This window comes from Janthinobacterium sp. 17J80-10, from assembly GCF_004114795.1.
Classification (GTDB): domain Bacteria; phylum Pseudomonadota; class Gammaproteobacteria; order Burkholderiales; family Burkholderiaceae_D; genus Paucimonas.
Genome location: NZ_CP035311.1, coordinates 869342 through 890406, shown reverse-complemented (window position 1 = coordinate 890406; position 21065 = coordinate 869342). Strand labels below are relative to the sequence as shown.

19 protein-coding genes are annotated in these 21065 nt (G+C 61.8%); 6 read left to right on the top strand and 13 right to left on the bottom strand.

The genetic code is table 11. From position 1 onward, the window contains the following. Positions 1 to 26 precede the first annotated feature (26 nt). The 12 genes from nudB to EKL02_RS03905 all read right to left on the bottom strand — a co-directional run bounded on the left by nudB (position 27) and on the right by EKL02_RS03905 (position 14213). On the bottom strand, positions 27 to 518 hold the full coding sequence (nudB, locus tag EKL02_RS03960) for a dihydroneopterin triphosphate diphosphatase (protein WP_128900833.1): 492 nt from the start codon (positions 516 to 518) through the stop codon (positions 27 to 29). Between the two features lie 138 nt (positions 519 to 656). After that, entirely contained in the window at positions 657 to 2462 is a 1806-nt protein-coding gene (gene aspS, locus EKL02_RS03955) for an aspartate--tRNA ligase (RefSeq protein WP_128900832.1), read from the bottom strand. A gap of 69 nt (positions 2463 to 2531) precedes the next feature. Next, the gene (locus EKL02_RS03950; protein WP_128900831.1) at positions 2532 to 3200 is read right to left on the bottom strand and encodes a DUF502 domain-containing protein; all 669 of its coding nucleotides are present in this window, start codon (positions 3198 to 3200) and stop codon (positions 2532 to 2534) included. A 62-nt stretch (positions 3201 to 3262) separates the two neighbouring features. Next, positions 3263 to 3562 (bottom strand): FmdB family zinc ribbon protein, encoded by a 300-nt coding sequence (locus EKL02_RS03945; RefSeq protein ID WP_128900830.1) that lies wholly within the window; start codon positions 3560 to 3562, stop codon positions 3263 to 3265. A gap of 118 nt (positions 3563 to 3680) precedes the next feature. Further along, positions 3681 to 5144, bottom strand: coding sequence for a sodium:solute symporter family protein (locus tag EKL02_RS03940; protein WP_128900829.1), 1464 nt, complete (start codon positions 5142 to 5144; stop codon positions 3681 to 3683). Between the two features lie 174 nt (positions 5145 to 5318). Beyond that, positions 5319 to 6890 carry a ubiquinone biosynthesis regulatory protein kinase UbiB gene (gene ubiB, locus EKL02_RS03935; RefSeq protein WP_128900828.1) on the bottom strand — a complete coding sequence of 524 codons (1572 nt, stop codon included), beginning with the start codon at positions 6888 to 6890 and terminating at the stop codon, positions 5319 to 5321. A gap of 12 nt (positions 6891 to 6902) precedes the next feature. Then, positions 6903 to 7478 (bottom strand): SCP2 sterol-binding domain-containing protein, encoded by a 576-nt coding sequence (locus tag EKL02_RS03930; protein ID WP_128900827.1) that lies wholly within the window; start codon positions 7476 to 7478, stop codon positions 6903 to 6905. A gap of 98 nt (positions 7479 to 7576) precedes the next feature. After that, on the bottom strand, positions 7577 to 8329 hold the full coding sequence (locus EKL02_RS03925) for a Tim44-like domain-containing protein (RefSeq protein ID WP_128900826.1): 753 nt from the start codon (positions 8327 to 8329) through the stop codon (positions 7577 to 7579). A gap of 28 nt (positions 8330 to 8357) precedes the next feature. Continuing rightward, a complete protein-coding gene (ubiE, locus tag EKL02_RS03920) occupies positions 8358 to 9092 on the bottom strand; it encodes a bifunctional demethylmenaquinone methyltransferase/2-methoxy-6-polyprenyl-1,4-benzoquinol methylase UbiE (protein WP_128900825.1) in 735 nt (244 codons plus the stop codon). 104 nt (positions 9093 to 9196) lie between these two features. Next, complete coding sequence (locus EKL02_RS03915; protein WP_128900824.1) at positions 9197 to 9619, bottom strand: DUF971 domain-containing protein; 423 nt, start codon at positions 9617 to 9619, stop codon at positions 9197 to 9199. Beyond that, positions 9616 to 13611 carry an FAD/FMN-binding oxidoreductase gene (locus EKL02_RS03910; protein WP_128900823.1) on the bottom strand — a complete coding sequence of 1332 codons (3996 nt, stop codon included), beginning with the start codon at positions 13609 to 13611 and terminating at the stop codon, positions 9616 to 9618. Before EKL02_RS03910 ends, EKL02_RS03915 begins: the two co-directional genes overlap by 4 nt. Before the next feature lie 110 nt (positions 13612 to 13721). Then, complete coding sequence (locus EKL02_RS03905) at positions 13722 to 14213, bottom strand: YqaA family protein (RefSeq protein WP_128900822.1); 492 nt, start codon at positions 14211 to 14213, stop codon at positions 13722 to 13724. Between the two features lie 128 nt (positions 14214 to 14341). Between EKL02_RS03905 and ilvA the strand changes: the two genes are divergently transcribed. From ilvA to EKL02_RS03875, 6 genes are all read left to right on the top strand, one after another. After that, entirely contained in the window at positions 14342 to 15868 is a 1527-nt protein-coding gene (ilvA, locus tag EKL02_RS03900) for a threonine ammonia-lyase, biosynthetic (protein WP_128900821.1), read from the top strand. A gap of 14 nt (positions 15869 to 15882) precedes the next feature. Next, positions 15883 to 16722, top strand: coding sequence for an NADPH-dependent 7-cyano-7-deazaguanine reductase QueF (queF, locus tag EKL02_RS03895; RefSeq protein ID WP_128903368.1), 840 nt, complete (start codon positions 15883 to 15885; stop codon positions 16720 to 16722). A gap of 196 nt (positions 16723 to 16918) precedes the next feature. Next, positions 16919 to 17392 carry a PTS sugar transporter subunit IIA gene (locus EKL02_RS03890; protein ID WP_128900820.1) on the top strand — a complete coding sequence of 158 codons (474 nt, stop codon included), beginning with the start codon at positions 16919 to 16921 and terminating at the stop codon, positions 17390 to 17392. Positions 17393 to 17433: 41 nt separating this feature from the next. Next, complete coding sequence (gene hprK / locus EKL02_RS03885; protein ID WP_128900819.1) at positions 17434 to 18372, top strand: HPr(Ser) kinase/phosphatase; 939 nt, start codon at positions 17434 to 17436, stop codon at positions 18370 to 18372. 22 nt (positions 18373 to 18394) lie between these two features. Then, the gene (gene rapZ / locus EKL02_RS03880; protein WP_128900818.1) at positions 18395 to 19261 is read left to right on the top strand and encodes an RNase adapter RapZ; all 867 of its coding nucleotides are present in this window, start codon (positions 18395 to 18397) and stop codon (positions 19259 to 19261) included. Positions 19262 to 19280: 19 nt separating this feature from the next. Beyond that, positions 19281 to 19937, top strand: coding sequence for an LON peptidase substrate-binding domain-containing protein (locus tag EKL02_RS03875; RefSeq protein ID WP_128900817.1), 657 nt, complete (start codon positions 19281 to 19283; stop codon positions 19935 to 19937). Here EKL02_RS03875 and mutY read toward each other — a convergent pair whose 3' ends face one another. Next, on the bottom strand, positions 19938 to 21062 hold the full coding sequence (gene mutY / locus EKL02_RS03870) for an A/G-specific adenine glycosylase (protein ID WP_128900816.1): 1125 nt from the start codon (positions 21060 to 21062) through the stop codon (positions 19938 to 19940). It lies immediately after the preceding gene. Positions 21063 to 21065 lie beyond the last annotated feature (3 nt).

Below are 21065 nucleotides of genomic sequence, written 5' to 3'. Positions count from 1 at the left end.
CAGCGCTCCCTTTCCCGCCGTGGCATTCAGGCGCGGTAATGCGGCAGTTGCAGGATCGCTTCCGCATTCGACGGCGAAAAGCAGCGGTCGGCGGCTTCGCGCCAGGGCAGCCAGGCATACGCGACATGCTCCCGCGGGCTCAGCACGATAGGCGCATCGCGCGGCACCAGCAAGCCGAACACATGCTCGGTATTTTTCACCACGCCCGGCGCATAGCGGTGCCGCCAGACAGGATAGATTTCATAGATATTCGACAGCTGCCAGTCGCGCAAATTTGCCGCAGGCAGGACGCCCTGGGCCGGGACGCCGGCAGCATCGGCTGGCGCCACACGGATGCCGGTTTCCTCGAACACCTCGCGCATCGCCGTCTGCAGCAGCGGCTCGTCCTCGGTATCTTTCGAACCCGTCACCGATTGCCAGTAGCCGGCCTTGTCGGCGCGCTCGATCAGCAACACCTCGAGCTCGGCGGTGTGAATCACGACCAGGACGGATTCCGGGATCTTGTAGGGCTTGTGCATGCAATACCAGTAACGGAGAAACCACAAAAATAAAGGCGCGGAAATCCGCGCCTTTATTATGCTGCAAATATATCCAGTTAAATAATGTTGAGGACAGAGTACCGCTACGCTTAACTCTTTCCCCAATCATTACAATTATCAACCCTTGATGGCAGGCTCGGTCGCGCGCAGGCGGATGTGCAGTTCGCGCAACTGCTTCTCGTCGACTTCCGAAGGCGCGTGGGTCAACAGGCATTGCGCGCGCTGGGTTTTCGGGAAGGCGATGACGTCGCGGATCGATTCTGCGCCGGTCATCATGGTGACGATGCGGTCCAGACCGAAGGCCAGGCCACCGTGCGGCGGCGCGCCATATTGCAGCGCGTCGAGCAGGAAGCCGAACTTCAGCTGCGCCTCCTCGGCATCGATCTTCAGGGCGCGGAATACCTTGCTCTGCACTTCGGCGCGGTGGATACGCACGGAGCCGCCGCCCAGTTCCCAGCCGTTCAGGACCATGTCGTAGGCCTTGGCAATGGCCTTGCCCGGATTGGTTTCCAGGAAGTCTTCATGGCCATCCTTGGGCGAGGTGAACGGATGGTGCGCGGCGACATAGCGCTGGTTGTCTTCGTCGTACTCGAACATCGGGAAGTCCACCACCCACAGCGGACGCCAGGCATCGTCGAACAGGCCGCCCTTCTTGCCGAAGTCGCTGTGGCCGATCTTCACGCGCAGGGCGCCGATGGCATCGTTGACCACCTTGGCCTTGTCCGCGCCGAAGAAAATCAGGTCGCCGTCCTGGGCGCCGGTCAGTTCCAGCACCTGCGCCAGCGCGGCGTCATGCAGGTTTTTCACGATCGGCGATTGCAGGCCGTCACGGCCCTTGGCCTTTTCATTGACCTTGATGTAAGCCAGGCCCTTGGCGCCGTAGATGCCGACGAACTCGGTGTAGCCGTCGATTTCCGAGCGCGGCATGGCAGCGCCACCCGGCACGCGCAGGCCGACCACGCGGCCGCCTTCCATGTTGGCGGCGCCACTGAACACCTTGAAGTCGACATCCTTCATCACCGGCGTCAATTCGGTGAACTGGAGCTTGACGCGCATGTCCGGCTTGTCGGAACCATACGTGCCCATCGCTTCGGCGTACTCCATCACCGGGAACGGGTTGGGCAGGTCGATATCGAGGCAGCTCTTGAACACGCCGCGGATCATGCCTTCGAACATGTCACGGATTTCCTGCTCGTTCATGAACGAGGTTTCGCAGTCGATCTGGGTGAATTCAGGCTGGCGGTCGGCGCGCAAGTCTTCGTCGCGGAAGCACTTGACGATCTGGTAGTAGCGGTCGAAGTTGGCCACCATCAGCAATTGCTTGAACAGCTGCGGCGACTGCGGCAGCGCAAAGAAATTGCCCGGGTTGACGCGCGACGGCACCAGGTAATCGCGCGCGCCTTCCGGCGTGGACTTGGTGAGCATCGGTGTTTCGATGTCGATGAAGCCATTGGCGTCCAGGAACTTGCGCACTTCCATGGTGACCTTGTAGCGCAGGCGCAGGTTGTTCTGCATTTGCGGGCGGCGCAGGTCCAGCACGCGGTGCGTCAGGCGGGTGGTTTCCGACAGGTTGTCGTCATCGAGCTGGAACGGCGGCGTCACCGACGGGTTCAGTACTTCGAGTTCCTGGCATAGCACTTCGATCTTGCCGGACTTCAGGCCAGCGTTGCTAGTGCCTTCCGGACGGTTGCGCACCAGGCCCGTCACGCGCAGGCAGAACTCGTTGCGCACGCTTTCGGCCTTCTTGAACACGTCGGCGCGGTCCGGGTCGCAGACGATCTGCACCAGGCCTTCGCGGTCGCGCAAGTCGATGAAGATCACGCCACCGTGGTCGCGCCGGCGATGCACCCAGCCGCACAGGCTGACGGTTTGGCCGAGCAGCGCTTCAGTGGTGAGGCCGCAGTATTGGGTTCGCATAGACATATTCGGGTTCCGGTTTTTAAATTTCTGGTTTCTGGTTAAACGGTTTCGGCCGCATCATCGGCTGGAAATTCAGGTGCCGACGCGGGGCTGTTCTTTCCTGGCTTTCTTGTCGACCGGCTCCGGCATCACCAGGCCCATCGAAACGATGTACTTGAGTGCGGCATCCACGCTCATGTCGAGCTCGACCGTGTCGGACTTGCGCATCATGAGGAAAAATCCCGAGGTCGGGTTCGGCGTGGTCGGCACGTAGACGCTGATGTACTCGCCCTGCAGGTGGTTGGCCACATCGCCGCCCGGCACACCGGTCAGGAAGGCGATAGTCCAGCTGCCCTGGTGCGGATACTGCACCAGCACGGCCTTGCGGAAAGCATTGCCCGAAGGAGAAAACAACGTATCCGAGACTTGCTTGACGGCGGTATAAATCGAATTGACGACGGGGATGCGCACCAGGATGGATTCCCACAGCACCACGACGCGCCGGCCGATGAAATTGCGCGCTGCCAGGCCGGTCAGCAAGACCACCAGCAGGGTCAGGATGACGCCCAGGCCGGGGATCCGGTAAGGCGGCTTGGCCTCCGGACGCCAGGCCTCGGGCAGCATCATCAGCATCTGCAGGCGCAGGCTTTCCGGCAGCAGCAGGAGCGACTGGTCCATGGTGCCGATGACAAGGTTCAGCACCCACAGCGTAATCGCCAGGGGTACCAGGATCAGCAGGCCGGTCAGAAAGTATTTGCGCATGTTTCAGGCTTTCGGTGCGGACGGACAATGCCGCCCGCGCGTCATTGGAATGGCTCGGGCAATCAGGAAGTCGACGCAGGCTTGGTGTCGGTCGTGCCAGTGGAAGGCGTGGCAGCCGCGGCAGGCTCGCTCGGGGTTGCTGGTGCCGCCGCCGTCGCCGGTGCCGAAGTCGCGCCGGCGCCGCCGCGGAAATCGGTCACATACCAGCCGGTCCCTTTCAGTTGGAAACCGGCGGCGGTCAATTGTTTCTTGAAACTGGGCTGCTTGCACTCCGGACAATCAGTCAAGGGCGCATCTGACATTTTTTGCAACACATCCTTGGCAAAACCGCAGGACTGGCAGCGGTAAGCGTAAATCGGCATGGAAAATCCCCGCTAAAAGCATACAAAACCCTGAATTATAAAGGTTTTTGCCCTGACTTTTAAGGCTTTCGGGGACCGCCCGGCGGCGGCCATGCCGGCTCCTGCAGGCAACGCGCTCTCACGCCCCCAGGCTGACCGGGGCTTGCGAAGCTTCGTGGCGATTCTTGAGCGCCTGCGGCGCCAGCGAACCGGCCAGCATCCCGGCAAATGCGGCGATCAGGCCGGCCAGCTGGCCGGGGAAGTGCGCGCCCAGGGTGGATACCTGGGGCAGGAACAGGACCCAGATGCCCATGCCGCAAGCGACCGAGGCTATGGCACCTTGCGTCGTTGCCCGCTTCCAGTACAGTCCCGTCACCAGGGGCACGAAAGCGCCGACCAGCGGCACCTGGTAGGCGCCGGACACCAGGTCGTAAATCGAGGTCCCCTGCATGGCGATGGCGTAAGCCAGCACCAGCCCGGCGAACACAATCAGGGTACCGCGCATGGCAAACAGCTGTTCCTTGTCGGTCATGCCGGGACGCAGGTTCTTGAGGATGTTTTCAACGAAGCTGGTCGACGGCGCGAGCAGCGTGGCCGACGAGCAACTCTTGATGGCGGAAAGCAGCGCGCCGAAAAACAGGATCTGCATGACCAGCGGCATCTTGGTCATGATAAAAGTAGGCAACAGCTTCTGGTAATCGTTCTTTGCCAGGTCAAGCGCATCCGAACCCATGACCACAACCGCCGCGGCCACGATGAACATCGGCACGAAGGCAAAGACAATATAGCTTGCACCGCCGACGATGGCGCCGGTGCGTGCCGTGGGTGCATTCTTGGCCGACATCACGCGCTGGAACACGTCCTGTTGCGGAATGCTGCCCAACATCATCGTCACGGCTGCGCCGATGAAAAACGCGATTTCGGTAAAGCCGGCAGGCGGCAGGAAGTCCCACAGATTGGCGCTGGTGGCGTAATCCAGCACCACGCCCGGGCCGCCAGCCAGGTCGGCGGCAAAAACCGCGATGATGGCCATGCCGACCACCAGGACGATCATCTGGATAAAGTCGGTCCAGGCGACGGCAAGAAATCCGCCGATCACGACATAGATCAGTACTGCCAGCGTGCCGACGATCATCCCCGCAGTTTGAGACATGGCGCCATTGGTCAGGACGGAAAACACCAGTCCCAGCGCCGTGATCTGGGCTGCAACCCAGCCAAGATAACTGAGGATGACGGCGACGGAACAAAACACTTCAATGCCCTTGCCGTAACGCTGGCGATAAAAGTCGCCGATGGTCAGCAGGTTCAGCTTGTAGAGCCTGGCGGCGAAAAATGCCCCGACCAGGATCAGGCAAATGCCGGCGCCAAACGGGTCTTCCACGATCGAACCCAGGCCGCCCTGGACGAACTTGGCCGGAATGCCCATGACCGTCTCGGCGCCGAACCAGGTCGCAAACGTGGTGGTGATCACCATAATCAGCGGCAAGCTGCGGCCGGCGACCGCGAAGTCACTGGTATTCTTGATGCGCGTGCCTGCCCATACGCCGATGGCGAGCGTACCCAGCAAATACAGCACCACGAAAGAAATCAGCGTGTAGTTCATGTCAGGCGCCCTGAGTGAAAATTCCGCTGATTATAATAAAGTTTGATTGCTTAATTACACTTTCATGAACAAAGAAAGTGCCCGAAGCAACGCCCTGGGTGCGCCCCGGAGTAGTGTTGCATATTGGCAAGGAATTAGTGGCCGAATACAACATCGAGGACGACTGCGTTCTTGCTAATTCAGCAGGTTGCCCCAGTGCCAGTAAATCTGCATGACGGCCACACCCACGATCAGGCCGGTGCCGAAATACACGGCCACGCCCAGCAGCAAGTTGGTGCGGCGCTGCTCCTGCAACAAGGCCATCAGCAATTCACGATCGCGCCCGCCGCCCTGCGCCGACTGCGATAGCGCCGCATGCGCCAGGCGTGGCAATTGCGGCAACAGCTTGCTGTAATGGGGCGCTTCGATCTTGAGCCGCTCGACCAGGCCGCGCCAGCCGATCTGCTCCTGCATCCAGCGCTCAAGGTAAGGCTTGGCGGTCTTCCACAAATCCAGGTCGGGATCGAGCTGCCGGCCCAGGCCTTCGATATTGAGGAGGGTTTTTTGCAGCAGCACCAGTTGCGGCTGGATTTCGACATTGAAGCGGCGCGACGTCTGGAACAGGCGCAGCAACACTTGTCCAAACGAAATTTCTTTCAGGGGACGGTCAAAGATCGGCTCACAGCAGGCGCGCACCGCCGATTCCAGTTCATCAACGCGGGTTTCCGGGGGCACCCAGCCCGATTCGATATGCGCTTGCGCCACACGCTTGTAGTCGCGCTGGAAAAACGCCAGGAAATTTTGCGACAGGTAATCCTTGTCGAAATCGTTCAGGGTGCCGACGATGCCGAAATCCAGGGCGATATAGCGTCCCAAGGTCGCCGGATCCGTCGACACCAGGATATTGCCGGGGTGCATATCCGCATGGAAAAAGCCATCGCGAAAGACCTGGGTGAAAAAGATTTCGACGCCGTCGCGCGACAGTTTTTTCAAGTCGACGCCGGCAGCGGCCAGGCGCTCTGACTGGGAGATCGGGATACCCGTCATGCGCTCCATGACGATCACATTGCTGGAACAGTAATCCCAGTGCATTTCCGGCACCAGCAAGAGCCTGGAATCGGCAAAGTTGCGGCGCAGCTGGCTGCCATTGGCCGCTTCGCGCATCAGGTCGAGTTCGTCATGCAGATACTTGTCGAACTCGGCCACCACTTCGCGCGGCTTCAGGCGCTTGCCATCGGCCCAGAGGCGCTCGACCAGCCCTGCGGCGATATACATCAGGCCGATATCTTCCGTGATCGACTTGTGCATGTTCGGACGCAGCACCTTGACGGCCACCTGGCGGCCATCCTTCAGGGTAGCGAAGTGCACCTGCGCAATCGAGGCCGAGGCCACCGGCACGCGGTCGAAGGAGGCGAACAACTGGGCGGGATGGGCGCCCAGCGAGCGCGTGATTTCCGCAATCGCCAGGTCCGGATCGAAGGGCGGGACGCGGTCCTGCAACAGCGCCAGTTCTTCGGCGATATCCAGCGGCAGCAAGTCACGCCGGGTCGACAGGACCTGGCCAAACTTGACGAAGATCGGCCCGAGTTCTTCCAGGGCCTTGCGCAGGCGCACGCCGCGCGGCGCGGAAATGTCGCGCCAGAAAAACAGCAGGGAAAACAAGGCTGCCGTGCGGCGCACGCGCAAGCCCGACATGGCAATATGGTCCAGGCCGTAGCGCAAGGCGACGCGGCCGATTTTCAAGACCCGCAACAATTTCATCAACATGCAAAACCCATCTTATCGGTCCAGTTTGCGTACGCGCTTTTCCAGGCGTTCGATATCGTCGCGCAGCTTGCCGACCTCGCGGCCGAAATCGGCCACCGCGTGCGGCCGCAAGAGCATCGGATTTTCTTCCAAAAAATATTCGGCGATATTTTCCTGCAGCGCCTGACCGCGCGCGCGCGCGCCGGACAGTGCCGACTTTGCCGTCGAAACGATGCGGTGGGCAGCGACATCCCCCACCACGCGTCCGAGGTCTTCCTCGGCTTCCCATTTGAGCGACTCGCTCAGCTGCGAAATCGCATTGGCAAAATCAGCATCGCCTTCGATGCGCACATACGATACGGCGCGCTCGCGGTTTTGCAGGATCAGCGGCACATCCGCCAGTTTTACCCGGAGTACCACGTGCGGCGTCGCGCCGGATTCAGCGGCCTTGAACATGCCATCGGCGGTGACTTGCCAGTCAAGCGCCAGCAGTCCGGCGTCGAGCCGGGCGATCTTGCCGGCGTGCGCTGCCAGGCGCTCGCGCGCCCACGCATCCTGCGCCAGCAAATGGTTCACCGGAGCCGGTGTCAGCGAAAATAAGGAAGTCATCATTCAAAACCAAAGCCGTCCCCGACGATCGGCGGACGGCTTGCAGTGTAACAGTTTGCGCAGTCGAACCGGGCAAGCATTCGCAGCGCCGGGCGCGGCTAGTGTTGCTCGATGCCGGCCACGATCCAGCTGCGGTGGCCGTCCAGCGGCTTGGACAATATCCAGATTTCGGAAAACGGCGCGACGGGCGCGGCGGCATCTTCCTTGATCATGCCGGAAAATTTTACTCTGGCGATGTAATAGCCATCCACCGTTTCCACGCTGTGCAATTCCGCACCGAGTGTCACGACTTCCGTGAGGTTTGGCGCACCGTCGCGCTCGTTAATCTGGCGAAAGAATTCGCCAAACAATTCCTTGCTGGTGAAACGCCGGATATCGTTCAGGTCGGCCTGGTCCCAGGCCGTCTGCAGGCGCACGAACGCCGACTTGGACTTGCGCAAGAAACGCGGCACGTCGAAATCCGCGGGAATGCTCCAGGGCGCCACCACGGTATCGGTGCGCGCGCCGGTCACGGTATTGAGCGAAAGCGGCCGCAGGTTGGGATCCTTGCGCGGCGGCCGGACCGGCTGGATCGTGTCGAAACCGCCGTCGTAGGTGTTTTCGAAACCACTGGCCTCGCCCTTGCCGGTGCTGCGTCGCCAAAGCACGATCGCCAGCCCCATCAAGGCGACCAGCGCCAGCAGCACCCCGCCGATCACAAGGGAATGCTCCATGAGGCTCTGCACCAGGCTTGCGGGAGGCTGCGCCAGGGCACCCTCTGCACCGGGCGCGGAATCGGCAGTCTGGGCGTGCAGGGAGACCGCGACCGGGAAGGCAGCGGCAAGCAGCAAGGCATTCAGGCACTTCGTCATGCGTTTCTCCCGCAGGCGCACCGGCACGCTATAGCTTGACCCCGGTATGCAAGGCCGCCACCCCGGCGGTCAGATTGAAATAGGTGACCTTGTCCAGGCCGGCATCCTGCATCATGGTTTTCAGGGTTTCCTGGTCCGGATGCATGCGGATCGACTCGGCCAGATAGCGATAGCTGTCGGCATCGTTGGCGATCTGCTTGCCCAGCCAGGGCAAGACTGAAAACGAATACACGTCATAGGGCTTTTGCAGCGGCTCCCACACCTTGGAAAACTCCAGCACCAGCAGCTTGCCGCCGGGCTTGAGCACGCGGCGCATTTCCGCCAGCGCCGCATCCTTGTGCGTCATGTTGCGCAAGCCGAATGCCACGCTGACGCGGTCGAAGTAATTGTCCGGGAAAGGCAGCTTTTCGGCATCGCACAAGGCCGTCGGGATCGCCATGCCCTTGTTGAGCAAGCGGTCGCGCCCCACGCCCAGCATCGATTCATTGATGTCGGTCAGCCAGACTTCGCCGGATGCACCGGCCTGCTTGGCGAACGCCTTGGCCAGGTCGCCCGTGCCGCCGGCGATATCGAGCACCTTGAAGCCGGGACGCACGCCCGCCTGGGCGATGGTAAACGTCTTCCAGAGGCGATGCAGTCCACCCGACATCAGGTCATTCATGACATCGTACTTGGCGGCCACGGAATGGAACACTTCCGCGACTTTTTTGACTTTGTCTTCCTCGGCGACGGTCTGGTAACCGAAATGGGTGCTATTGGTCATGGCGCAAATGATTGGTGAACTTGCATTATAAATTGGAAATACCGGTCACAACATGCTGAAACGCAAGGCTTTATTGCCAATTTACATTGCCAAAAATAGGTCGGTCAGCACGCGTGGCCGCTTTTCCCGGGCATGGGCAAGTCGCGGCCAGCCTCGCGACCCAGTCCCGCAGCATCCAGGCGCCCCAGGTAATCTTCCCACTGTTGCGCCTGGTTGACACCCAGCCAGTGCAGGTAGGACCAGGTATAGATACCGGTATTGTGGCCATCGGAAAAATGCGGCTGGACGGCATAATTGCCGACCGGCTCCAGGGCCGTCAGCAGGATGTCGCGCATGCCCGTCTGCAGCACTTCCTGGCCGGCGCCGTGGCCGCGCACTTCCGCCGATGGCGAATACACCCGCAACAATTCGAACGGCAGCGAATAGCTGCTGCCGTCATCGAATGCCACTTCCAGCAGGCGCGACTGTTTGTGGACCGTCAGCGCAGTCGGGTTGGGGGCAACCGGAGCGGCGGGGTTCTGACTCACACCAGGATGCGTTCAATGCCGCCGTTGTTGGCGCGCTCGACATACTCGGGCAGCCAGTTCTCGCCCAGGATATGCTTGGCCATCTCGACCACGATGTAATCGGCATCGGTGCCGGAATCGTCGTCGTAGCGGTGCAGGCCCTGCAGGCAGGACGGGCACGAGGTCAGGATCTTGACGTCGCCGGCAAAGCCGTCGGCACGCAGCTTGTCGGCGCCCTTGATCATTTCCTCTTCCTTGCGGAAGCGCACCTGGGTCGAAATATCCGGACGCGCCACCGCCAGCGAACCCGACTCGCCGCAGCAGCGGTCATTCTTCTCGATCCTGACATTGTCGACGGTGGTGATCAGGGCATTCACCGTCTTCAGCGGATCCTGCTGCTTCATGGGCGAGTGGCAGGGGTCGTGGTACATGTAGCGCGTGCCGTTGACGCCTTCGAGCTTCAAGCCTTTTTCGAGCAGATATTCATGGATGTCGAGAATGCGGCAGCCCGGGAAGATCTTGTCGAATTCATAGTTTTGCAGCTGGTCGAAGCAGGTGCCGCAGGACACCACCACCGTCTTGATGTCGAGGTAGTTCAGGGTATTGGCGACGCGGTGGAACAGCACGCGGTTATCCGTGATCATCTTCTCGGCCTTGTCGAACTGGCCGGCGCCGCGCTGCGGATAGCCGCAGCACAGGTAACCCGGCGGCAGCACGGTTTGCACGCCCACATGCCAGAGCATGGCTTGCGTGGCCAGGCCGACTTGCGAGAACAGGCGCTCCGAGCCGCAGCCCGGGAAGTAGAACACGGCTTCGGTATCGGCCGTGGTGACCTGCGGGTTGCGGATGACCGGGACGATCTCGTTGTCTTCGATATCCAGCAAGGCGCGCGCGGTCTTCTTCGGCAGGTTGCCCGGCATCTTCTTGTTGATGAAGTGGATGACCTGTTCCTTGATCGGCGGCTTGCCATGCGTGGCCGGCGGCGCCTTGGTCTGCTTCTTGGCAAACTTCTTCAAGACCTCATGGCCCAGGCGCTGCGCCTTGTAGCCCCAGCCGATCATGGTCTGCCGGGTGGCATTAATGGTCGCCGGGTCGGTCGCGTTCAGGAAGAACATCGTCGCGGCGGAACCGGGATTGAAGGACTTCTGCCCCATCTTGCGCAGCAGGTTGCGCATGTTCATCGACACGTCGCCGAAGTCGATATCCACCGGGCAGGGATTGACGCACTTGTGGCAGACCGTGCAATGGTCGGCCACGTCCTCGAACTCTTCCCAGTGCTTGATCGACACGCCGCGGCGGGTCTGCTCTTCATACAGGAAGGCTTCGACCAGCAGCGACGTCGCGAGGATCTTGTTGCGCGGCGAGTACAGCAGGTTGGCGCGCGGCACGTGCGTCGCGCACACCGGCTTGCACTTGCCGCAGCGCAGGCAGTCTTTGACGCTGTTGGCAATCGCGCCGATGTCGCTTTGCTGCATGATCAGCGACTCGTGCCCCATCAGGCCGAACGACGGCGTATAGGCATTGCGCAGGTCGGCATGCAGTTCCGGCAGGTTCAGGAGCTTGCCCTTGTTGAAGCGTCCTTGCGGATCGACGCGCTCCTTGTAGGCACGGAAATCCGCCATTTCGGCGTCCGTCAGGAATTCCAGCTTGGTGATGCCGATGCCATGCTCGCCGGAGATGACGCCGTCGAGCGAGCGCGCCAGCGCCATGATGCGCTCGACCGCACGATGCGCGACCTGCAGCATTTCATAGTCGTCGGAATTGACCGGGATATTAGTGTGCACGTTGCCATCGCCGGCATGCATGTGCAGCGCCACGAAGACACGGCTGCGCAATACCTTCTTGTGGATTGCGCTGGCTTCCTCGAGGATCAGGCGGTAGGCGGCGCCATTGAAAATCTGGCGCAGGGCGGCACGCACTTCCTTCTTCCACGACACGCGCACGGTGCGGTCCTGCACGACATGGAACACGGTGGCCTGCGGCTGCCGGTCCACGCGTTCGTCAAACTCCAGCGCCAGTTTTTCCAGGCCCAGGCCGATCAGGTCATTGCGCGCGGTGTCCAGCGGCTTGTCCAGCTGCGTCAGCAGGTAGGACCAGCGCGCATGCGTGGCATCGATCAAATGCAGCGCTTGCTGCGCACGGTCGCCCAGCAGTTCGGCATCGGAAATATCCTCGCCTTCGGCATCTTCGCTCTTGCCAACCGGCAGATCGCCCTTGGCAAAGAATTCGCGCAGGGCACCCAGCAAGGCCAGCTTGTTCTGGATCGACAGCTCGATATTGATGCGCTCGATGCCGTCGGTGTACTCGCCCATGCGGTTGAGCGGAATCACCACGTCTTCATTGATCTTGAAGGCATTGGTATGGCGCGAGATGGCGGCGGTGCGGGCACGGTCCAGCCAGAACTTCTTGCGCGCTTCCGGCGACACGGCGACGAAGCCTTCACCCACGCGAGTATTGGCAATGCGGATGACTTCCGAGGCGGCGCGCGCCACGGCATCTTCATCGTCGCCGACGATGTCGCCGAACAGCGCCATCTTCGGCAGCACGCCGCGCTTGGACTTGGTGGCATAGCCGACGGCGCGCAGGTAGCGCTCGTCCAGGTGCTCGAGGCCGGCCAGGATGGCGCCGCCCTTGCGGGTTTCGGCGTCCAGGTAATCCTTGATCTCGACGATCGACGGAATGGCGTCGCGCGCCTGGCCGAAAAATTCCAGGCAAACGGTACGCGCGAACTTGGGCATCTTGTGCAGGATCCAGCGCGCCGAAGTGATCAGACCATCGGTGCCTTCCTTCTGGATGCCGGGCAGGCCGGCCAGGAACTTGTCGGTGACATCCTTGCCCAGGCCTTCCTTGCGGAAGCGGCGGCCTTCGATTTCGAGGACCTCGCTCTTGAACGGCGTGTTCTTGCGGCCGCGCTCGGCCGGATGGGTCCACTCCAGCTTGAAGCGGGCCACCGGTGCGTCATGGATCTTGCCCAGGTTATGGTCCAGGCGCGTGACATCGAGCCAGTCGCCGTTGGGGTCGACCATGCGCCAGCTCGCCAGGTTGTCGAGCGCGGTGCCCCACAGCACGGCCTTCTTGCCGCCGGCATTCATGGCGACATTGCCGCCGATGCAGGAAGCTTCGGCCGAAGTGGGATCGACAGCGAAGACGAAGCCGGCTTTTTCGGCAGCGTCCGAGACGCGCTTGGTGACCACGCCGGCACCGGAGTAGATGGTGGCGTAATCGCGGTCCACGCCCGGCAGTCGGGTCATTTCGACGGCGCCCAGCGCTTCCAGTTTCTCCGTATTGATGACGGCCGACAGCGGCGTCAATGGCACGGCGCCGCCGGTGTAGCCGGTGCCGCCGCCGCGCGGGATGATGGTCAGGCCGAGTTCGATACAGGCCTTGACCAGGCCGGCCATCTCATCCTCGGTGTCCGGGGTCAGCACCACGAAGGGATATTCGACGCGCCAGTCGGTGGCGTCGGTGACGTGCGAGACGCGCGACAGGCCATCGAACTTGATATTGTCGCGGGCGGTGTAGCGCCCCAGCACGCGGTTGGCGCGCTTGCGCAGGTCGTAGGTTGCGCGGAATTCCTCGGCAAAATCGGCCACGGCCCGGCGCGCCGCTTCCAGCAGGGTGCCGACATGGGCGCTGCGGCGTGCCGCGGCAGGATCATCGGCCGCCGCGGTTTCGGTGCGGCGCTTGTCCACTTCGGCCAGGCGGTGGTTCAGCGCATCGATCAGTGACTGGCGCCGCTTGGGGTTGTCCAGCATGTCGTCCTGCAGGTACGGATTGCGCCGCACCACCCAGATATCCCCCAGCACCTCGTAGAGCATGCGCGCCGAACGGCCGGTCTGGCGCTCGCTGCGCAACTCGTCGAGCAATTGCCACGCCTCTTCGCCCAGCAGGCGCATGACGATTTCGCGGTCGGAAAACGACGTGTAGTTATAGGGAATTTCGCGCAGGCGCGTGGGAGCGGCGCCGGTGGCAGCGTCGGCAAGAAGTGCCTGGATTTGGGCGGGTGCGTTCATATTCTTATTTTACCGTATCGCGGCGGCGCAAGCAGGAAGCCCCCGTCTACCGTACGGCTTCTCGCCCTGCCGAAAATCCGCGGAAAACATATCAAACGATTAACACCATGCTATCCCAGCAAGTGTGCCAGGCGGTGCCACCAGCCGTCGGGCACGCGCAGCAGGATCGTGGTGACAGCCAGGTAGCGTAGCAGCTTGCCGATCGCAATGTATCCCGCGCAGGGCCAGAAAGGCAGCTTCAGCCAGCCGGCCACCGTGCACAGCGCATCGCCGATGCCCGGCACCCAGGCCAGCAAGAGGGTCTTTGCGCCAAAGCGTTCCAGCCAGCCGAACCAGCGCGTCGAGCGTTCCCGGGCGAATGCCTGCCGCGCGCCATAGCCCATGCCGTAGCTGACAATGCTGCCCAGGGTATTGCCCAGGGTCGCCACGCCAATCGCCGGCCAAAACAAGGCTTCGTTGGCCTTGACCACGGCAAACAGGGTTGGCTCCGAGCCCAGCGGCAACAGGGTCGAGGAAAGAAAGCTGACGAGGAATACGGCCGCCAGCCCGACATGGGGCAGCGCCAGTACTTCCAAAAACCAATGGATGGCAGAAAGCAGCATCAAATAAAGTAAAAATGCACAAAACGACGGAGTTTCCAGCCGTTTTCCGCCGGTTAAGAGGTGCTCCATTATAATGAGCGCTTAACCTGCGCGTGCCGCTTTGTGGCGACGCCCACCCTCTGGACACCATGAGTACCGATTACCTCAAGAAAATCCTCACCTCGCGCGTCTATGACGTTGCCATCGAATCCCCGCTGGAACTCGCCCCCTCGCTGTCGGCGCGCATGGACAACCGGATTTACTACAAGCGCGAAGACATGCAAAGCGTGTTCAGCTTCAAGCTGCGCGGCGCCTATAACAAGATGGCCAACCTGTCGCCGGCGCAACTGAAGCGCGGTGTCATTTGCGCTTCGGCCGGCAACCATGCGCAAGGCGTGGCGCTGTCCGCCAGCCGCCTGGGCTGCCGCGCCGTGATCGTCATGCCGACCACCACGCCGCAACTGAAGATCAACGCTGTCAAGGCGCGCGGCGGCGAAGTCGTGCTGTTCGGCGACTCCTATTCCGATGCCGCCCAGCATGCGTTCGAGCTGGAAAAGAAACTCAAGCTGACCTTCGTCCATCCTTTCGACGATCCCGAAGTCATCGCCGGCCAGGGCACCATTGCCATGGAAATCCTGCGCCAGCACTCCGCGCCGATCCATGCGATTTTCGTGGCCATCGGCGGCGGCGGCCTGATCGCCGGCGTCTCTGCCTACGTCAAGGCAGTGCGCCCGGACATCAAGGTGATCGGCGTGCAAACCGTCGACTCCGACGCCATGGCCAGGAGCATCAAGGCTGGCCGCCGCATCACCCTGCCGGATGTCGGCTTGTTTTCCGACGGCACCGCCGTTAAGCTGGTGGGCGAAGAAACCTTCCGCCTGACCAAAAAATACGTCGATGAAATCATCCTGGTCGATACCGATGAAGTCTGCGCGGCAATCAAGGACGTGTTCCAGGATACGCGCAGCATTCTCGAGCCCGCCGGTGCGCTGGCCGTTGCCGGCGCCAAGAAATACGTCGAACGCGCCAAGGCGGCAAAAAAACCGCTGAAAAATGAAGCGCTGGTGACGATTGCCTGCGGCGCCAATATGAACTTCGACCGCCTGGGCTTTGTTGCCGAGCGCGCCGAAGTCGGCGAAGCGCATGAAGCCGTGCTGGCAGTCACCATTCCCGAAGAACGCGGCAGCTTCCGGCGCTTTTGCGAACAGGTCGGGCCACGCAACGTCACTGAATTCATCTATCGCATCAGTGATGCAAGCCAGGCGCATGTCTTTGTTGGCGTGCAAACCGGTGCCCGCGACGAATCGGCCAGGCTGGTCAAGAATTTCGAAAAACATGGTTTCAAGGCACTCGACCTGACCCAGGATGAGCTGGCCAAGCTGCACATCCGCCACCTGGTGGGCGGCAAGAGCGCGCTGGCGCAGGATGAATTGCTCTACCGTTTCGAATTCCCCGAACGCCCCGGCGCGCTGATGCGCTTTTTGGCCTCGATGGCGCCGAACTGGAATATCAGCCTGTTCCATTATCGGAACCAGGGGGGCGACGTAGGCCGTATCCTTGTTGGCCTGCAAGTACCGAAAAAGGAAATGAAAGGCTTCCGGGAATTTCTCGCCGGTTTGGGCTATCGTTATTGGGACGAGAGCGAAAATCCGGCTTATAAACTGTTCCTGGGGTGATGGAAGAAACCAGCATGGCCGATGTCAGCAGTACCGCCGCTTCCCCGCTGGGCAAGCCGGCCACCTACCGCAGCGACTATGACCCGTCGCTGCTGTTTCCAATTGCGCGCGCCGAGAAGCGCGCCGAACTCGGCATTGCCGGCACCCTGCCCTTTTTCGGCATGGATATCTGGAACGCCTATGAAGTATCGTGGCTGAATGCCCGCGGCAAGCCGCAGGTTGCCATCGCCACCTTCCAGGTGCCGGCCGATTCACCCAACATCATCGAATCCAAGTCGTTCAAGCTTTACCTGAATTCCTTCAACCAGACGCGCCTGGGCAGCAGCGATGCCCTGCTAGAACTGTTGCGCAAGGATCTTTCGGCTGGCTTTGGCGCCCCGGTGCATGTCCTTCTCACCCTGCCGGACGCCTTCGGCGACGTGCGCATGGGCGAACTCGGCGGCGTCCTGCTGGACCGGCTGGATATCGACGTCGACGCCTACCAGCCCGATCCCGGCTTGCTGCGCGCCAGCCTGAATGAAGCCGATGTCGAGGAAAGCCTGGTGTCGCACTTGCTCAAGTCCAATTGCCTGGTGACGGGGCAACCGGACTGGGCCAGCGTGCAGATCCGTTACGTCGGCCCGCAAATCGACCAGGAAGGCTTGCTGCGTTACCTGATCGGCTTTCGCGATCATAATGAGTTCCATGAACAGTGCGTCGAGCGGATCTTCATGGATATCCTGCGACAATGCCATCCGCAAAAACTGGCCGTCTATGCACGTTACACGCGCCGCGGCGGCCTCGACATCAACCCCTGGCGCAGCAATTTCAGCACAGGACACCCCCCTGGAAACGCGCGCCATGCGCGACAGTGACCACTTACCCCCATTACGAGGATTGCACGCGCGCCTGCTCGTCAGGCAGTACGGCCAATTTATGGAATCGTCAAGAATCTTGCGTTTTTTCAAGACACATTCCCCACAAGCGGAAAATTGGGATTGCACAAGCTCAAATCCGGCCTATAATTTGCCTCGATACCGTGTTTGTGCACCGCACCAATTTCAGTAAGCCATGACCAACCTCGCTAAAATTCTGTTGCCTTCGAATGTAGTACTGGGCCTCGAAGTCTCCAGCAAGAAACGTGCATTCGAGCAAGCCGGATTAATTTTTGAAAACAACTGCGGCATTGCACGTTCGCTGGTGTCGGAAAACCTGTTTGCCCGTGAGCGGCTCGGCTCGACCGGCCTGGGCCACGGCGTGGCCGTGCCGCATGGCCGCATCAAGGACTTGAAGGCGCCGCTGGCCGCCTTCGTGCGCCTGGCGGAACCGATTCCCTTCGAATCGCCTGACGGCCAGCCGGTCAACCTGCTGATCTTCTTGCTGATGCCGGCCAATGTCACGCAACAGCACCTGGAAACCCTCTCGGAAATCGCGGAAATGTTTTCCGACGATGCCTTGCGCAATGCGCTGGCGACCGATCCGGACCCGGCCTCGGTCTTCAACCGCATCGTGTCCTGGCGCTCCAGCATCAGCCACGAAGCCTGACCCGGCCAGGTTCATCCTTGTCCCCGCTCCAGTTCTCCATCATGCCCGCATCCACCCCGCTCTCCATCCAGGAGCTCTTCGATGAAAACCGCGAACCGCTTGAACTGGGGTGGTTTGCCGGATTTCCCGGCGGCGAAAAGCTGATTTCGGGCGACGCCGCCTCCGCCGCCGACCAGGTCGGCCACCTGAACCTGATCCATCCTGGCCGCATCCAGGTATTTGGTCACCAGGAAATCGATTACTACAACCGCCTCTCGCCCAATGGCCGCAACCGCCTGATCACCGAGCTGGTATCGGGCAATCCGCCGGCCTTCGTGGTGGCGCAGGGACTGGAAACGCCGGCGGTATTCATCGAGGTGTGCGAAGAACACAACATCCCGCTGTTTTCGACGCCGCTGCCGGCTGCGCAGGTCATCGATTACCTGCGCGTGTACCTGTCGAAAAAGCTGGCGCAGCGCATTACCATGCATGGCGTATTCATGGATGTGCTGGGCGTGGGCGTGCTGATCACCGGCGAGTCGGGCCTCGGCAAGAGCGAACTGGGCCTGGAACTGATCTCGCGCAGCCATGGCCTGGTGGCCGATGACGTGGTCGAATTTGCGCGCATTGCCCCCAACATGATCGAGGGGCGCTGCCCGCCGCTCTTGCAAAACCTGCTGGAAGTGCGCGGCCTGGGCCTGCTGGACATCAAGACGATCTTCGGCGAAACCGCCGTGCGCCGCAAGATGCGCCTGAAGCTGATCGTCCACCTGGTGCGCCGCAAGACCCTGGAAGAAAACTACGAACGCCTGCCGCTGCATTCACAGACCGAGGAAGTGCTGGGCCTGGCGATTCGCAAGGTCATCATCCCCGTGGAAGCCGGCCGCAACTTGGCGGTGCTGCTGGAAGCCGCCGTGCGCAACACCATCCTGCAGTTGCGCGGTATCGATACCCTCAAAGAATTCATGGACCGCCAGCAAAAGGCCATGGATAGCGATTAAGCCGTGATGGTATGATCCTGACATGCGCATCATACTGATCACCGGCATCTCCGGCTCCGGCAAATCCGTTTGCCTGAACGCCCTCGAAGACGCGGGCTATTTTTGCGTCGACAACCTGCCGCCGACGCTGTTGCGCGCGCTGGTCGACACCCGCATTGCAGAAGAATCCGCTGCCAGCCTGGCAGTGGCGGTCGATGCGCGCAGCGCCGCCTCGCTGGCCGGCTTGCCGGCCGATATCAAGCAATTGAAGGATGAAGGCCACGACGTCAAGGTGCTGTTTTTGACCGCCAAGACCGAATCGCTGATCAACCGCTTTTCCGAAACCCGCCGCAGCCATCCGCTGTCGCACCGCGTGCGCGCCGACCAGAACCCGAGCGACCGCCCGACCCTCACCGAATGCATCCTGCACGAACGCGAAATGCTGGGCTCGATTGAAAAGCTCGGCCACGTCATCGATACGTCCGGGCTGTCGGCCAACAAGCTGCGCGCCTGGGTCAAGGAACTGGTGGAATCCGACAAGGCGCCGCTGACCGTGCTGTTCGAATCCTTTGCCTTCAAGTTCGGCGTGCCGCTCGATGCCGACCTGGTCTTCGACGTGCGGATCCTGCCCAATCCCTATTACGACCTGACACTGCGGCCTTTCACCGGCCGCGATGCGCCGGTGATTGCCTTCCTGCAGGGGCAACCGGAAGCCACCGACCTGTACACGGACATTCGCAGTTTTGTCGAAAAATGGCTGCCGGCCTTCAAGAACGACAACCGCAGTTACCTGACGGTGGCCATCGGTTGCACCGGCGGCCAGCACCGCTCCGTCTACATGGTCGAACAACTGGCCAGGCATTTCCAGAAAACCGAGCGGGTGGTGTTGCGCCATCGCGAGCTCGCCTGAGGCGCTGTACGCACATTTCATGGCATCCCCCCATCTCACCCTGATTCATCCCCAGCCCAACGGCTGGCTGCCGCTGTTTCCGCTGCAAACCGTCCTGTTCCCCGGCGGCGTGCTGCCGCTGAAAGTATTCGAGTCGCGCTACATCGACATGGTGCGCGACTGCATGAAGCGCGAAGCCCCCTTTGGCGTGGTGCTGATCAAGTCGGGACAGGAAGTCGGCAGCGCAGCCGTGCCGGAAAGTGTCGGCTGCCTGGCGCACATTACCGACTGGGACATGGAACAGCCTGGCATGCTGCTGCTGCGCACGCGCGGCGGCGAACGCTTTCGCATCCTCGAGACGCGCCGCCTGGCCAACGAACAACTGGAAGCGCGCATTGACATGATTGCCGCCGACGCCCCCACGCGCACTGTCAGCGATGCCCACGTCGGTTGCGCCAAGGCCCTGAAAACCGTGATCGATACGATCGAGGAGCAGGGACGCGCCGAGCAGGGAAAAGAATTCATCAGCCCCTTTGCTACGCCCCTGCAATTCGACCAGAGCGGCTGGGTCGCCAACCGCTGGAGCGAAATCCTGCCGATCCCCCAGAAGGCGCGGCAAAAGCTGCTGGAACTGGAAGATGCGCCGGGCCGGCTGGCAATCATCCACCAGTACCTGCAGCAGCACAAGATCCTGTAATCAATCCATTGCCAGCAAGAGTTTCTTGACCGGCGCCGGCAATGGCGCTTCGGCCAGCTGCGGCCGCGCCAGCCAGACATGGCCCTCCTGCGCCGCCAGCGGCAGGCGGCGCGCCAGGCGCACGCGGTAGGGCATGATGTGCAGCTTGAAGTGCGTGAAGCCGTGCACCAGCGCCGGCAAGCGTTCGCTGCTTTCTGCCACGCCATAGGGCAGCACCGCCTGCAGCAGGGCATCCTCGCCCAGCACCGGGATCGCCGCGGCCGGACCTTCCAGCGGCGCGAAGCCGCCGACCTCGGGCAACGACAACAGGCCGCCCCAGATGCCGCTGCCTGGGCGCTGCTGCAGCAATACATGCCCGTCATGCTCGACCACCAGCATCGCCGCATGTTTTTGCGGCACGGTCTTTTTCGGCTTGCGCACCGGCAGCTCGGCCGTGCGCAAGGTATTGAAGGCGTCGCAGCGCGGCGCCAGCGGGCAGCGCGGGCATGCCGGCCGGCTGCGCGTGCAAAGGGTGGCGCCGAGATCCATCAAGCCCTGGGTATACGATGCCATGTCGGCTTGCGGCAGCAGCGCTTCGGCGCGCAGCCACAGCGCATCCTCGACCTTCTTTTCACCGGGATACCCCTCGATGCCGAACACCCGGGCGAACACCCGCTTGACGTTGCCGTCGAGGATGGCCGCGCGCGCGCCGTGGGAGAATGCCGCGATCGCCGCCGCCGTCGACCGGCCGATGCCGGGCAATTGTTCCAGCAGGGCCGGATCGGCGGGGAATGCGCCGCCGTGCAGATCAACCACCTGCTGCGCGCAGCGGTGCAGGTTGCGCGCCCTGGTGTAGTATCCCAGGCCGCTCCAGTGCGCCATGACGTCTTCGACCGGTGCCGCCGCCAGGCTGGCCACATCCGGGAAGCGCGCAAGAAAGCGCAGGTAATACGGAATCACCGCCGCCACCTGGGTTTGCTGCAGCATGATTTCGGAAAGCCAGATGCGATAGGCGTCGCGGGTATTTTGCCAGGGCAGCGCATGGCGGCCATGCTGCTTTTGCCAGGCAATCACGGTCGCGGAAAAGGCAGGATCGGCAAATTGCCGGCCATCGACTGCGGCCGGCGCTGCAACAACACGTTTCATCGC